Annotated in this window: 19 protein-coding genes; 9 read left to right on the plus strand and 10 right to left on the minus strand. The window is 41.1% G+C overall.

Going from position 1 to position 14,317, the window contains the following annotated elements; translation table 11 throughout:
- Positions 1-297: 297 nt before the first annotated feature.
- A complete protein-coding gene (locus HGR01_RS09200) occupies positions 298-1,173 on the plus strand; it encodes an FHA domain-containing protein (protein WP_045869893.1) in 876 nt (291 codons plus the stop codon).
- Positions 1,174-1,235: 62 nt separating this feature from the next.
- Here the strand turns inward: HGR01_RS09200 and HGR01_RS09205 are convergent, their stop codons facing one another.
- The gene (locus HGR01_RS09205; protein WP_045869892.1) at positions 1,236-2,516 is read right to left on the minus strand and encodes an OFA family MFS transporter; all 1,281 of its coding nucleotides are present in this window, start codon (positions 2,514-2,516) and stop codon (positions 1,236-1,238) included.
- Between the two features lie 592 nt (positions 2,517-3,108).
- Between HGR01_RS09205 and HGR01_RS09210 the strand changes: the two genes are divergently transcribed.
- The 4 genes from HGR01_RS09210 to HGR01_RS09225 all read left to right on the plus strand — a co-directional run bounded on the left by HGR01_RS09210 (position 3,109) and on the right by HGR01_RS09225 (position 4,823).
- Positions 3,109-3,846 carry a M50 family metallopeptidase gene (locus tag HGR01_RS09210; protein ID WP_045869891.1) on the plus strand — a complete coding sequence of 246 codons (738 nt, stop codon included), beginning with the start codon at positions 3,109-3,111 and terminating at the stop codon, positions 3,844-3,846.
- A gap of 5 nt (positions 3,847-3,851) precedes the next feature.
- The gene (locus HGR01_RS09215; RefSeq protein ID WP_045869890.1) at positions 3,852-4,037 is read left to right on the plus strand and encodes a hypothetical protein; all 186 of its coding nucleotides are present in this window, start codon (positions 3,852-3,854) and stop codon (positions 4,035-4,037) included.
- Positions 4,034-4,294 carry a hypothetical protein gene (locus HGR01_RS09220; protein ID WP_228045714.1) on the plus strand — a complete coding sequence of 87 codons (261 nt, stop codon included), beginning with the start codon at positions 4,034-4,036 and terminating at the stop codon, positions 4,292-4,294. Before HGR01_RS09215 ends, HGR01_RS09220 begins: the two co-directional genes overlap by 4 nt.
- Positions 4,295-4,358: 64 nt before the next feature.
- Positions 4,359-4,823 carry a ribosomal protein L7/L12 gene (locus tag HGR01_RS09225; RefSeq protein ID WP_052335156.1) on the plus strand — a complete coding sequence of 155 codons (465 nt, stop codon included), beginning with the start codon at positions 4,359-4,361 and terminating at the stop codon, positions 4,821-4,823.
- Positions 4,824-4,829: 6 nt separating this feature from the next.
- Here the strand turns inward: HGR01_RS09225 and HGR01_RS09230 are convergent, their stop codons facing one another.
- Positions 4,830-5,165, minus strand: a complete 336-nt coding sequence (locus HGR01_RS09230) for a XisI protein (protein ID WP_045869888.1) — start codon at positions 5,163-5,165, stop codon at positions 4,830-4,832.
- Positions 5,153-5,572, minus strand: coding sequence for a XisH family protein (locus tag HGR01_RS09235; protein ID WP_045869887.1), 420 nt, complete (start codon positions 5,570-5,572; stop codon positions 5,153-5,155). Before HGR01_RS09235 ends, HGR01_RS09230 begins: the two co-directional genes overlap by 13 nt.
- A 209-nt stretch (positions 5,573-5,781) precedes the next feature.
- On the opposite strand from HGR01_RS09235, the gene HGR01_RS09240 reads away from it, so the two are divergent.
- Together HGR01_RS09240 and HGR01_RS09245 are read left to right on the plus strand one after the other, a co-directional pair.
- Positions 5,782-6,906: a phosphotransferase enzyme family protein gene (locus HGR01_RS09240; RefSeq protein ID WP_045869886.1), complete on the plus strand. Its 1,125-nt coding sequence runs from the start codon at positions 5,782-5,784 to the stop codon at positions 6,904-6,906.
- The gene (locus HGR01_RS09245; RefSeq protein ID WP_045869885.1) at positions 6,903-7,454 is read left to right on the plus strand and encodes a DOMON-like domain-containing protein; all 552 of its coding nucleotides are present in this window, start codon (positions 6,903-6,905) and stop codon (positions 7,452-7,454) included. The genes HGR01_RS09240 and HGR01_RS09245 overlap by 4 nt, the downstream gene beginning before the upstream one ends.
- Positions 7,455-7,998: 544 nt before the next feature.
- Here the strand turns inward: HGR01_RS09245 and HGR01_RS09250 are convergent.
- From HGR01_RS09250 to HGR01_RS09280, 7 genes are all read right to left on the minus strand, one after another.
- Positions 7,999-8,661, minus strand: a complete 663-nt coding sequence (locus HGR01_RS09250) for a Na(+)/H(+) antiporter subunit B (protein ID WP_045869884.1) — start codon at positions 8,659-8,661, stop codon at positions 7,999-8,001.
- Positions 8,661-9,227 (minus strand): DUF4040 domain-containing protein, encoded by a 567-nt coding sequence (locus tag HGR01_RS09255; RefSeq protein ID WP_045869883.1) that lies wholly within the window; start codon positions 9,225-9,227, stop codon positions 8,661-8,663. Before HGR01_RS09255 ends, HGR01_RS09250 begins: the two co-directional genes overlap by 1 nt.
- A complete protein-coding gene (locus tag HGR01_RS09260; RefSeq protein ID WP_071989378.1) occupies positions 9,220-9,498 on the minus strand; it encodes a monovalent cation/H(+) antiporter subunit G in 279 nt (92 codons plus the stop codon). Before HGR01_RS09260 ends, HGR01_RS09255 begins: the two co-directional genes overlap by 8 nt.
- Positions 9,495-9,746 (minus strand): hypothetical protein, encoded by a 252-nt coding sequence (locus HGR01_RS09265; protein WP_045869881.1) that lies wholly within the window; start codon positions 9,744-9,746, stop codon positions 9,495-9,497. The genes HGR01_RS09260 and HGR01_RS09265 overlap by 4 nt, the downstream gene beginning before the upstream one ends.
- Positions 9,746-10,132, minus strand: a complete 387-nt coding sequence (locus tag HGR01_RS09270) for a Na+/H+ antiporter subunit E (protein WP_045869880.1) — start codon at positions 10,130-10,132, stop codon at positions 9,746-9,748. The genes HGR01_RS09265 and HGR01_RS09270 overlap by 1 nt, the downstream gene beginning before the upstream one ends.
- Positions 10,133-10,263: 131 nt before the next feature.
- Positions 10,264-11,691: a cation:proton antiporter gene (locus HGR01_RS09275; RefSeq protein ID WP_045869879.1), complete on the minus strand. Its 1,428-nt coding sequence runs from the start codon at positions 11,689-11,691 to the stop codon at positions 10,264-10,266.
- Between the two features lie 218 nt (positions 11,692-11,909).
- A complete protein-coding gene (locus tag HGR01_RS09280; RefSeq protein WP_045869878.1) occupies positions 11,910-12,254 on the minus strand; it encodes a cation:proton antiporter subunit C in 345 nt (114 codons plus the stop codon).
- Positions 12,255-12,903: 649 nt separating this feature from the next.
- Between HGR01_RS09280 and HGR01_RS09285 the strand changes: the two genes are divergently transcribed.
- Positions 12,904-13,047, plus strand: a complete 144-nt coding sequence (locus HGR01_RS09285; protein ID WP_155539171.1) for a hypothetical protein — start codon at positions 12,904-12,906, stop codon at positions 13,045-13,047.
- 263 nt (positions 13,048-13,310) lie between these two features.
- Entirely contained in the window at positions 13,311-14,222 is a 912-nt protein-coding gene (locus HGR01_RS09290; RefSeq protein ID WP_045869876.1) for a hypothetical protein, read from the plus strand.
- The last annotated feature ends 95 nt before the right edge of the window (positions 14,223-14,317 follow it).

Raw genomic sequence — 14,317 nt, forward strand, 5'->3', positions numbered from 1 at the left:
GTTAGAATCGAAAGCTAGGTGTTTCTTATACCTACTTTCGATACCTGTTTTGAAAAGTTCACGGCGGAAACCCCGCTCTGACTTTTCGCTGCGGCAAGCCCGGGCGCGTCTACAACAGTTCGCTATTATACCAACTCTTCAAAATTCAGTAACAAATGTAAATTTCCTCATCCTTGGGAAATCTAGCTTTCTGAATTGGGAATTGGTATTCAGCCTTCCTGAAGGGTAGCCGCCACTGGGAGTTTTCTCTGCTTGCCAGTACCATTTTTTGATGAGCTTGAACAAAGGCTTAAATCCATGATCGTCTGCCCTAATTGCAATCATCCCAATCCAGACGGCGCTGTCCAGTGTGAAGCCTGTTATACGCCGTTACCAGCGACTAATAACTGTCCCAGCTGTGGGGCAACTGTGCAGGCAGATGCCGCTTTCTGTGGTCAGTGTGGTTTTAATCTGCGCGCTAATGCCGCAGCAGCGCCGCCAACAGCGGTAGCAGCTACAGTTGCTCCCGATGTGCCCTTAGAAGTACCCCCGTTGGTGGCTCCCGATCCACTTGTAGAACTGATACAACCAGATCCTTTAGCCGCAGTTAATCCTCCGGCTTCAACTTTACCGCCAACAGAGGTGGCAGTTCCTCCAGAAGTACCACCAGTTGCACCGCCACCTGCTGCAGTAGAAATTACTCCTGCGCCACCACCAGAGCCGGAACCAGTGGTAGCAGCACCAGAGCCGGAACCAATTGCACCACCGCCAGCACCAGAACCGGAACCAATGGCACCACCAGAACCGGAACCAGTTGCAGCAGCACCAGCGCCCGCAGTTAGTCCGGCGAGAACGCAATTACAACAGGTAACAGCCAGCCTATTCCACGTTCAAAGCAACGCGAATCTGGAATTACCGCAAACTTTGTCTGTAATTCATATCGGCAAGCCTAATGACCGGATTCCCCCAGATATAGATGTTTCTGGATTTCCCAATTCAGAAATTGTCTCGCGGATTCATGCAGATATTCGCGTTGAGGGAGACGCTCATTATATAGAAGATGTTGGTAGTTCTAATGGCACCTACATCAACAATTTGCCGCTTTTACCGGGGAATAGACACCGCCTGCGCCCAGGCGATCGCATCAGTTTGGGTAAAGGCGATATGGTAACATTCCTCTTCCAACTCGCTTAGATAAATTTTGTAGTCAGTAACTTTAGTTCTTCAAATCAGGGCTAAAGTTCTGACTACAAATATTAAATTGAAATTTTGTAATCTTTGCGTTTCAACAAAAATACAGCCAGGATAATCCCTATAACTGATAGTCCTATCGTGACATTAAAGAACGGTAAATAATTACCAAAAATATCGCGGATATTACCAACAATTAAAGTTCCTAGTAACGCACCCATGCCAAAGGCGGTAAAGACTACGCCGTAGTTTTTGGCATAATCTTGGCTACGAAACAGAATTAAAGTAGATGTCGGCCCAATTGCTAACCAACCACCAAGAGCGAGATAAATCAAACTAAAAGCTACTAAGTAAGTGGCGATCGCTCCCTTAGTGGCACTGAGCATCATAATTGAGGCAACAATAATCAATACATATGAAATGATTGCCGCATTTTTGGGTTTATATTTATCGGCAAGCCAACCAAATAACGGTCTACCTAAACCATTAAATACTGCAAATAATGACACCGCACTAGCGGCTGTATTTTTATCTAAACCAATAATTTCTGTACCCACTGGACTAGCAATCCCAATAGCAGCTAACCCGGCAAAAGTACCAATGGTAAAGCATAACCACAAGCCGTAAAAGCTGAGGGATTTTAATAAAGGTGTACTGCTGTTGCTTGCAGATTCACTCAGTTTAATAGGTGGTGTCCAGCCTGCAGGTTGCCATCCATTGGGCGGATATTTCATCACAGGGGCGATCGCTAAAATTATCAGGGTAAAAACGATACCAAAAATGATTAATGTTGGTTGCCAACCCTTATCACCATTAGCAGCAATTAAATTCTTAGCTAAAGGTGCAGTTACAAGGGGTGATAAACCAAAGCCAATCACTGTTGCACCTACAGCTAAACCCTTTTTATCAGGGAACCATTTCGCATTTACGGCGAGTGGTACACCGTAAACAATGCCTACGCCAGCACCAGCAATGATACCGTAAGTAATAGTTAATAAAGGGATATTATTTACTAGACCTGAAGCGGCGTAACCAATCCCCATGACAATTGCCCCCACCGCAGTTACTAGGCGCGGGCCAATTTTCTCAATATAAAACCCAGTAATGGGCATCAAAATTGAAAATACAACCAATAAAATTGTGAAAGGTAGTAAGCTTTCTGTTGCTCCTACCGCGAGAGATTTTTCAATCGTATTCCGAAAAATACTCCAAGAATAAGCAGTTCCTAAACAAAGTAGAACAAGTACACCCAAGGGAATTAGTAGCCATCGTCCTTTTTCCGCAGGTAAGCCAAATAGTTTTATTTCATTAAACGAAGAATTATCAAAATTTTGATTGATATTCATTTTTTAAAATGGTCGCAACTAATCTACAATCTACCATTAGATAGATGCCGCTTAATCATATAACAATTGGATTTATCAATGCTCTGAGTAATCAACTATTACAAATTTAAATTGCATAACTCATCAGGATTGTCCAGAGTCAAAGGTCAAAAATCCAAAGTTTATAACATTTTGAAAAAATAACACGACAGATAAGTAGGGTGGAATGTTACTTACTGTAGCGATATTTAGATCCCCGACTTTTTTAAAAAGTCGGGGATCTGGTAAGCAATGTTTACTTATAGGGCTTTCTATATTGGTGAGGTAACTCAATCAAAAATTAACCGCCGTTCGCGTAGCGTTCCGCAGGAATGAGAGAGGATAAACGCAGATAAACGCCGATAAATTTGTAGTTCTCTAGACTAATAAATGGAATAATTGGTAATGTTTAAACATTACCGATAACCTAACAAACGTTAAGTAAATCGTTGTAGGCTGATTGGAAAAACAACAAAGCTAAAATTAGTTTTGCTTTCCCGTTGAAACCTAAACAAGTAGATTAGCATGGAAGAAAATACAGCCTTGGAAGTAATTACGTTAAGGAAAGTGATCCATGCGGGAACCAGGAAAGAATTTTGAAAACTTGCTCCCCCAAGAAGCGCCAAAAGAAGTAGAACGAATGGGGTTAACCTGGCTAATTGCGGCTGCGATCGCCACGGTTGTGTTGTGGCAAGTGCCAGCAGGCGATTATATTTTATACCCCTTTACTATCCTGGCTACTTGGTTTCATGAAATGGCTCACGGCTTAATGGCGCTGATTTTAGGGGGACAGTTTGATAAATTACAGATTTTTGGCAATGGTTCTGGTGTTGCAACTTACCGCATTGCTAGATCATTAGGGCCAATTGGGCCAGCATTAGTTGCAGCCGCCGGGCCGATGGGGCCGCCAATTGCTGGTGCAGCCTTAATTTTGGCTTCCCGTAGTTTTAAAGTTGCTTCCCTGAGTTTGAAAATATTAGGCGGCTTTTTGCTGCTATCTACATTAGTGTGGGTACGTTCTTTATTTGGATTTGTGGCAATTCCCTTGCTGGGTTTAATTATCTTAGGTATTGCTTTCAAAGCACCGCGCTGGGTACAGGGTTTTGCAATTCAATTCTTAGGTGTACAAGCTTGTATCAGTACATACCATCAAGTGAATTATTTATTTAGCTATAGTGCAGGCCCTTTAGGACTTTCGGATACAGCACAAATGGAAAGGTATCTGTTTTTACCTTATTGGTTTTGGGGCGGATTAATGGCGATCGCATCTTTGGTGATTTTAGTCCGTAGTCTCCAAGTTGCTTATCGTTAAGCGTGATGGGTAAAAAGCATCACAAAAAAGCAATTGATTCCTTAACTCAAAGGATTATCGAACATCGGGAAAAGATTAGACTGGAATTAGGGAAGGATTTTCCAGACGAAGGTTTAATTCGACATTGGGAAAAAGAGATTCGTGCTTTTGAAAAGGCAATCGAACAAGCGCGTAAAAGATTGGGAGAATGAATATGCAGATTAGCGATCGCCCTTTGACAGTCACGAATTCAACTCTCAGTACCCTAATTGCTGAATTAGGTGCAGAATGCAGTAGAGTACAAGCCTTAATTCATCAATTACAGTTACCAAGTTTAACTCCTAATCAGCAAGCAGAAATTCTGGGAGAACTACTCGCGGCTACTGTTCATCTCTATACACACTGCGATATGGATTTTCAAAATCTCTTAGCTGATGAAATGGAAAAATTGCCTGATGAACAAGAATGATGATGTAGTGTCGGCTTAACTCTCCCACAGGGTATTTTGAATTTTAAATTCGGAGTGCAGCGACGTGACCAGCCCAGCAGCAGAAATTACTGTAGAGTGTCCACAGTGTGGTCAATACTACGATACATGGTACAGACCATCACTTAATTTTATGCTGGAGGATTTTGATGATGAATATATTGAACGAGTATCTACTAGTATTTGTCCCCATTGTGGTTGTAAAGCTTCCCTGGGGGTGCTGATTGTCAATAAAACAGGAGATTTTAACTTTCAGCTACCGCAGGCAAATTTTAGGCGCAAGGATGAGGCGGCTATGTGTACTATTAAGATTGAAAGTTTTGACTCCTCAAAGCGCCTAGATGTAATGAAGGTTTTACGAGAAATTACTGGTTTAGGTTTGATAGAAGTTAAGAGCTTACTTGATAATATCCCCGAAATTATTATGAGGGATATAGAACAAAGAAAGGCAGAGTTATTCAAGAGAGATTTAGAAGCAGCTGGTGCAGAAATATCTCTCAAATGTTTTTAGTCAGGTTCAAGCAATACCATAACCTGTATATTCTCTTGCATAAACAGGCTGTAAGCCCAATACAATATCCTGCTTAGGTACACCCATTGCTACTAATTCATTAGCGAGCAATTTATCAGTCTGATTACGCTGAATCCAGATTTTGCCATCTTTAATATCTAAATGCATCACGCAATTGTAGATGCGGCGATGTTTATCCCAGCCTACATTCAGAATTTGATAATGTTCGTTTTCCGTATCAAAAATTCTTTGTACTTCAATATCTTCATTGATTGGCGGTACTTTACTGTATTCGGTCAATAGTTCTTGAATACATTGACGATAAAATGTTAATTTATCCATTCCACTATTACCTCATCTACCGGGTCGTACACAATGAGCTTGACTTGATATTGTCTTACTGATGCTTGTGGTAAATCACGTTGAAAGAACGATTCATAAATCGCAATTGGGATGGCGAGATATAAAGTTCGCTCTTTTTCTCTTGTTTCTAAAACTAAACGATAATTCAAAAATTGACCCAATGCCAAATGAAAATCAAACAGTGCTGAGTCACTTAAAAAACTTTTAATTTCTACAGCTATCTTCTTTCCAGCTTTTTCTGCTGCTACTAACTGTTCTGCACCTAAATCAATTCTAACTTCATCTTTTTCACCAAACTCAATTCTTAAAGGGTCGTGTGTAATTACCCACTGCTCTTTCTGAAGGCTAGTTTTAACTGCTTCATGAAATCGGTCTTTGGCTGACATTGATCCTCATACAATATGTAACTTGATTTTAAATGGCTGGCGTGTTCAAGAAATACCTAACTACAGATGATTTTGCCAAGTACTGCAAAGGACGCTTTGTAGCAAATCGCAAAAACTGCAACACTTATACACAGACCTAATGTAAAACTTAGGCTACGATATCCCCTATTCCTCTTGGTTCGTTACGTGGGGAGTAGTCCAGGTTAAATATGAGCATCATAGAAGATATCAAAACCCAAAGTACAGACAATCTAGTTTCTATTGCTGAACAATTCGCGCTTCAGGGTGAGGTGACAAGTGTTCAGGCTTTTGGTAGCGGTAATATTAATGACACTTTTTTAGTAACTAAAAATTCCTTAGAAAATCAGAATTTTGTTCTCCAACGTATTAATACACAAGTATTCCGCCAGCCACAACTGATTATGCGTAATATGTGTATTTTTACTGAGCATATTCGTCAAAGGTTAGAGCAAAAACCACTTAACCGCCGTTGGGAAGTACCAAGTGTACTATTAACTAAAGATACACAAGACCATTGGCGGGATGCAGATGGTTCATTTTGGCGGGCGATTAGTTTTATTGCAGGTTCGCAGTCTTTTGATACGATGGGCGATCGCTCTCAAGCTCCCGAAGTCGGCTATGCTTTGGGGATGTTCCATAATCTGATCAGCGATTTACCACCAGAAAAACTCGCTGATACTTTAGAAGGCTTCCACATTACACCCCGCTACCTGCAACATTACAACGAGGTTTTGCCGAAAACCACTGTGAAGCCAACCCCAGAGGTAAATTATTGCTTGCAATTTGTGAGCGATCGCCAACTTTTTGCCAGTACTCTGGAAGATGCAAAAGCTGCGGGTAAGTTACCACTGCGGCTAATGCATGGCGATCCGAAAATTAATAATGTGATGTTTGACACCGCAACTGGGCTTGCTGTCAGTGTCATTGATTTAGATACCGTCAAGCCGGGTTTAGTACATTACGATATTGGCGACTGTTTGCGTTCTGGTTGCAATCCCGTTGGGGAAGAAACAGAAGATTGGGAAAGCGTGACTTTTGATACTGAGACTTGCCAAGGTATATTGCAAGGTTATCTTGCTGTTGCTAAGGCGTTTATGACAGAAAATGACTATGCCTATATATATGATGCAATTCGTTTGATTGCTTTTGAATTAGGGTTGAGATTTTTTGCTGATTATTTAGCTGGGAATGTCTATTTTAAAGTGAAGTATCCAGAACATAATTTAGCGCGGGCGCTGGTGCAATTTGCGCTGACAAAAAGTATTGAATCTCAAGAAACAGCAATTCGCGCCATAATTGGGGATGTGAAATGAATCATCAGTCATTTTCTCTGCAAACTTTTCCGGGTACTGAAAAATTTCCCGATGTTAAAATTGCAGGTGATATCGCCCGTAATGGTAATAAATTGACTATTCAATATAGGCTGTTGGGGGATATTAAAAAAATTGCCATTACCCCACCCTCAGCCACACCATTACGAAAGCACGGATTATGGCAAAATACTTGTTTTGAGTTCTTTATTGGTATTAATAATTCTCCCCAATATTGGGAATTTAACCTGTCACCTAGTGGTGATTGGAATATTTACCGCTTTGATGATTATCGTCAAGGAATGGAAGAGGAAGCCGCTTTTTCCACACTTCCATTTATTGTGCAACAGCAAACGGAGAGTGTAGAAATAAATTTAGATTTGGATTTGGATAAAATTATTGCCACAGAACAAGCCCTAGAAGTTGCAATTACCACTGTGATTAAAACCCAAGATGGTGATGTAACTTATTGGGCTTTAACTCATCGAGGTGCTGAGGCTGATTTTCACCTGCGAGATAGTTTTATTTTGGAATTACCTGCGGCAAATTAAGCTGTAGGATGCGTTACAACGCATCCTACTTTAATTGCACTGCTCTACTTATAACAATTTAAATAATGTTTGCTACACATTAATATATTCTAGAGGGCAAGGTAATGCCTATTGGTGTCAACTTAACGTGAAACTCGCTCTTGTGCAAGGTTTCGCCCTCACCCCCAGCCCCTCTCCCGCAGGGAGAAGGGAGCAAGAGATTTAGTTCTCCTTCTCCTGGGGGAGAAGGGGTTAGGGACTTCCAAATAAAAAAATATCCCAGTATTTATTGTGGGGTGGACATCTTGTCCGCCCAGTTTATGTGGCGGGCAAGATGCCCGCCCCACAAGATGGAATAATTTATTTCTTGAAAATCCCTTAGGGGATGAGGGCACGAGGTATTTGTACAACGCCCGTCCTATATAGCTTTTAGCTTAAGTTGACACGTATGGGTAATGCCTTGCCCCTACAATTTGTTGCATTCTTTTTTCAAATTGGTATTACAACAATTGTTCCGTTACCAATGACAAATGATAGTAGGATGCGTTACAACGCATCCTACAAATCACAACAATCCGCGATAGCGAATAAATACCAAAATCGCCGCCCAAGAACCCAAAGCTACTTTAATCGCAACTAGGATATTGAGAATAGGTATAATTCCGCCGCTAAAAAGTGCGCCCATTTCTCCGTGAGGTAATTCATAACCTGACAAAGTGATTACCGCCAGCACAATGAAAATTAGCACTGAAACTTTTTCCCATATAGCAGCGTGCCAGCGTTGGTAAATTGCTTGCATCCACTCTGGGGATGAGGTAATTGCTATAAGTCCGATCGCAGTTCCTCCGGCTACACCAGCTGCAAAACCACCACCTGGTGTCAAATGTCCGCGAATGGCTAACTCGATGCTTACTAGTGAGGTAATTGTGGCACCTAAACGCGCTAGCACAATTGAGGGTTTATCAGTGAAATTATAAATGGCGCAGGATGGTCTTTCGTTCGCCAACAGATAATAAGCGCCCATGATGGCGATTGTAAATACTATGACCTCGAAAATCGTGTCATAAAGCCGATTGCGGAGAATAATGACTGTTACCGCATTGGGGATACCACCATCTTTAACAATCGATTCCACAATTGAGAAATCTGGAAGTTGTGGTGCAGGATTGGGTAAGACAATCATTTTGATATACAGCGCTACCCCGGCGGCGATGTAAATCCATTTCATCATGATTTATGTTCCTCCCCTAACTCTGGTGTATTTACATAGGTGAGGCTGGTTGTTGGTGATGAAAGTTCGCTTTGCATGATGTCATAAACTCGTTTTACCCTCACAGCAGTGTGATAGGCCAAGTTTTCATCATTTTGTTCGAGTTTGCTACAGCTAGCATGAACTTCTTTATCTAGCAGCGCCCGTTCTAAAGCTTGTTGGTTTGGGTAGGGAACGAGTTCTAGGCGCATGTGGCGTTTGCTAAAAATTCTGCGTAACTCGTCCGTAATTTGCCCAAAATGGCTGTCTGGTAAAGCATCGCCATCTTGGATGATACCGAGACGCATGACTAGGGATGAACGGACGGCGATCGCATACAGTGTAATCGCCAGCATTGTACCTACTAATGCTTCAGTTAAAGCTACATCGGCAGCGCCTAAAAGCACATATAATAATGCTGCTATGGCTCCTAGTATTCCTCGCATTACTAAGGCACTGTAGGGATTGACTTGCATGATCAGCATACAAGCAGACATGGGCAGCAAGGCAGTGATGAAATAGATAAACAAATCGTATTTAGTCATCATTACCTCCACTTGTAGAACAGTAAGCCAACACGTAACCCAGCATTGTGTTCCAGATTGCCAAGCAAATAATGCCAAGAATCAGCAAAGGCCATTCCCTGGGTATTTTCAGCAGCAAACCAAAGACGATACTCATCGAACCCAGGGTGTCGGAAACTGAAAGAGTATGCAGCTTGAATAAAAGCGATCGCTTTCCCAAAAGAAATGATGTTCCCCAAAACCAGAAGCAAATACCGATAATTATGCAGGTATAACTTAGAACTGTAATCATACATCACCCATGCGTTTTAGTACATTTGCTAGCAGCATTAACGCCGCATTCCCCACACTCAGGATGATCACCCCAACAATGCCAATCATCCAGTCATCACGTAAGACTGAGGCAACCAAAATCATCACGGAAGCTTTAGAGGAGATACTGGCAAATGCCAACATTTTTTGCCAAACGTGATCGTTTCTCCATGCTTCGTAGATGGGTATAAGTAAAGCCAAAATCATGGCAATTACTATCAGGTTCATCAGGCTTTCCTCCGTTGAATCCGGTGGACTTCATACCAGCCATCTTCGTGATATTTCACGACAATGGTTTTGGGTGTAAAGGTAATAATGAAAATATCTAAAAAGATGAGTCCGGGTGTTCTTCTGGCGGGAACACGTTCCATGACAATTTCTTCTTCTGTATGGGGTTGGAAAATGATTTGCAATGCTTCGATATAGGCGGTGGGTATTGCTTTTAATCCTTGCCACAAAGCCCGCAGCCAATCTTTTAATTTTTCTCGTGATTGGTGATTGTGTGGCAATAACAGGGCAATACTGACACCGATGATGATATTTGCCACAGTAAAATTAGCGGTGAGCAGGAACCAAATAGCCAGCCGCAATAATATATTTAGATATCCAGTCATACAATTTTGGATTTTAGATTTTGGATTTTGGATTGAGTTAAGAGATGAATTTGGGTGTTTGTAATCAGAAATTGTTAAATTCAAAAAACTTGTTTTCTATGCTTGAATTTTGCATTAAAAATGCACAAAAATTATGGAAATACCATCCAGAAAAGTAGTACTAACATCAGACTCATAAAACCGATGAGATGCTCAAATTGCTCAAGTAACCGGGGTAGCTTGACTGATAATCTTTGCACTATGAAAAAATAGACAAGCCAGCCAATAGCGATGGTTACAAGTGGTTTGATGATATTCGCAACTGTATAAGCATCATAATAGGCAACATTGGCGACAATTAGCCCAACAATTAACAGGATTACCCCAGGCCAAAAACCGGGTTTGACTTCTCCTGTACCACCTCGGGGTAAAAAGATGAATTTGGCAAAAGATATTGCAGTTCCCAAAGCTGCGACATTCATGGCGATAACTTGCCAAGGTGCGAGATTTTTCATTGTCAAAACTTTTGCCCCAAACCCAGATAATAAGGGAAAGCCGGATATTGAGAAGCTAGCAATAACAAGGGCAATCCAAATAGCAGTATTGATGGGCTTGTGTTGCAGTTCTTTGAAGTTGCGGCTGGGTAAAGCACCTGCAATCAAAAACAGTGCGGATTTGACTAAGCCATGTGTCAGCGCATAAAAACCCCCAACTGCTGGTGCAGCTAAGATGAAACCTAACTGGGAAATAGTGTGAAACGCCAGCATCCGCTTAGTATCTTTCTCAAACATGGCGTAGAAAACTCCTAAAAGTGCTGTTCCTACACCAAAAATTCTGATGATGGGGTCAATTTCATCTAAAGCCAGCGCACACCTGACTAGAGGATAAACTCCGGTTTTAACAACGACTCCTGAAAGTAAGGCTGAGACTGGAGTTTCTGATTCCGAGTGTGTCAGGGGTAGCCATAACCCCGATACAAACACCCCGCCTTTGACTAGTAATCCCAAACCAATCAAAGCAAAAGCTTCTGGTGGCGAACCAAGTAAAGCCGAGAAAGCAAAGGAATGATTTGTTTGATAAGCCAGTACCGCACCGACCAAGTAAAATAACATGGCGACATTGCTAATAAACAAATAGCGCAAAGCCACCCAAATTGACCTATCAGTGCGGGGATAAGCTATTAAGAGAAAGGCAGCAATGCCACTGACCTCTAACGCCACATATAAACTGATAAAATCTGCACAGGCAAAAGCAGCATTAACGCTACCATGTAACATCAAGGTTTGAGCGTAAAAAAAAGCTGTCTTATCGCTTTGCCAACAGTAAAGAATGACCGCAGTTGTTACTAGGGCATTTGTTAGGATAAAGTAAGCTGTCAATTCATCCAGTGTTAAAGTCACACCGAAGTTATCCAGCAATTTTAATTCTAGTGGCGATCGCTGCCAAAATAACTGCGCTGCATATCCAGCCGAAGCTAAACCCATAGCTAACGCCAGGTATTTGTCCAGCTTGGGTAGTAAATAAATGACGAACCCCACCAAAAATGGTAGTGTAATCCAGGCGAGTGTAATGGTAGTCAAGTCGCTTCGCTCCAATTCAAAATTAAAAATTCGTCTTGAAAAGTTTGCTCAAGTCGGGAAACCCGCCCACGCAACTTTTGTCTTCGACACGCTACGCGAACGCAAAATTCAAAATTAAAGACAATTAGCGGGGGCTTGAAACCCAAAATTAATTAATTCAAAATTATTTTTATTATTTATTTTGAATTTTGCACTTTGCATTTTGAATTCAAAAAAGGTCATGGCGTATTGTTCTTCTCGATTTCACTGCTTTCCAAGGTGGGATTATCCCGTGACAATTTCATGACACCGACTAGCATTAAAGCTTGAATCGAAAAGCCGATGACAATCGCCGTCAAGATGACAGCCTGGGGAACTGGATCGGCAAAAGCGCCTTTGTTAACAGTTGATAAAATTGGCGTAAATAAGCCTTCCCGTGACGCAATAAGCACGTAATAGGCAATCACTCCCGTACTCATGACATCCATTGAGACGATTTTCATCACCAGATTTTTCTTGAGAATAATGCCAAAAAATCCGCATAATATAGTGGCGAATACACTTGCTTCTAATACAGGAATCATCTGTAAGGGAACTCCAAAAAATAAATTATTCCGTTTAAATCGTTGACTGTTGACTGTTGACTGTTGACTGTTGACGGTTCACAGTTAACAGTCAACGGTCAACCGTGAACAATAACAATGGAATGTTTTTTTACTTGGAAGTCCCTAAAGTAAGGGTTAACCTTGATTAATTTTGCAGAAATATGCTGATAAGTAGAAAAGCAAAATATAGAAGACAATTACAGTCTTTTACTCAAGAAAAAACTTCAAGAGTTTTAGCACGTTAGAGATACTAACGCTTCATTTGCCAGGAAATCTTGTTTTTGATTTTGCTTGACTACTTACTATGAAAAAAAGCTTTAACCATAATCAGGACATGCAAATTCTAGGACATCCTTGATATCAGGTAATTTCCCCAACCTCTGATGACAAGAAACGGAGTTCTTGTTTTTCTTTGGGATTGAACAAATTTGGAGAATGTTCTGAACACACCCATGATTTTTGACACTAGGCTTTAGTGTTTTTAATAATTTGACACGGTTATTAACTCAACAATATGTCGTTTGTGGTACTCAAAGCAAGAATTTGGCATCAGTAGTCCTTATGGACTGCATACATTAAGACAATGATTCGCTATGAGGAATACTTGTCGGTTAAGGGAAAAAGGGGAATGGGGAATGGGGAATGGGGAATGGGGAATGGGGAATGGGGAATGGGGAATGGGGAATGGGGAATGGGGAATGGGGAATGGGAAATAAAAAACCTTGAACCCCTAACCTTGAACCTTTTACCCTTGAAGCGGCTGGGAACGTAAAAGCGTAGGATGCGTTAGGGACTTCCAAGAAATAAATTATTCCATCTTGTGGGGCGGGCATCTTGCCCGCCACATAAACTGGGCGGACAAGATGTCCACCCCACAATAAATACTGGGATATTTTTTTATTTGGAAGTCCCTTATACCATTTTGAAAAAAGAACGCGACAGATGGGTAGGATGCGTTACAACGCATCCTACAGCAATTTAATTGCTAATTGAATTACTCTAATATTAGTAATATTTAAAGTATATTTAAAAGCTATGAAAAAAATTACTACACTTTTTACTGAAGAACGCAACCAACTACAGATAGATATTGAAAGTGCCAAGAGTATTGATGCTGTAGTTAAGCTAGTTCAAAATCGATTAGATAATTTAGAAAGAGTTTACATTAGTGAACTAAATTTAACACAAGTGCGCTTGGCAGCATTTTTTCTAGATATGCTGAGACAATCTATCAGCAATCTAGCAGCAGCAAATTTTCAGCCCGTTACTACAAAAGAAGCAGAGCAAATTATTAACCCAATTAGCAAAGTTTCCGCCAACAGATTAATTATCAAATTGCTCAAAGTGCTGCTTTATTTGGGAATTGTAGGTTGGTTATTTTATTTAAGTAAAACTACACCCGGCGCTTGGATGGGGATTTTATTAACTGCTGTGCTTTTGGGTTTAGAAGTAGTGCTACAACTCGATAAAAGTAATGCAGAAGAAAATTCAACATCGCTAGAAACCTGGAAATTATCTCAACCTACCTTGCGGGTTGATAGCAAAATTTTGTTAGATAACCTAGCTGATGCACTCAACACCATCGACTTAGCAGTTGCTAGATTTGCAGAAGGAAACAAATCAACGGGTGAAACTGGGATAGAAGAACTTCCAGAGTTGTTGGGTTTTTTGCAAAAGCTGATGGGTGCATCATTTTTGGATAAACCCCAAATGGCGATCGCACTGACGCAACTCCTCCCCCAAATTTTAATGGAACAGGGAATCCGCGCCCAAATTTATAAAGCCAACGACACTACAAGCGATCGCAATTATTTCGATTTTGAGCCGAGTATCGACCCTGAAACCCAAGATTACGTTACTTTAACACCAGCACTGCTAAAAGGCGATCGCTTGCTGCGACGGGGTAGAGTCATTGAACCAGCGTATTCTCAGGCTAGAGAATCATAAGCAAAAAAATTAAATTGTCCTTTGTTATTTGTTATTAGTCATTTGCATTGACAAAGGACAAAGCGCAAAGTCTGAGCGGAGGAAACCTCCGATCA

It is taken from the genome of Tolypothrix sp. PCC 7712 (genome assembly GCF_025860405.1).
In the GTDB taxonomy this organism is placed as follows: Bacteria; Cyanobacteriota; Cyanobacteriia; order Cyanobacteriales; family Nostocaceae; genus Aulosira; species Aulosira diplosiphon.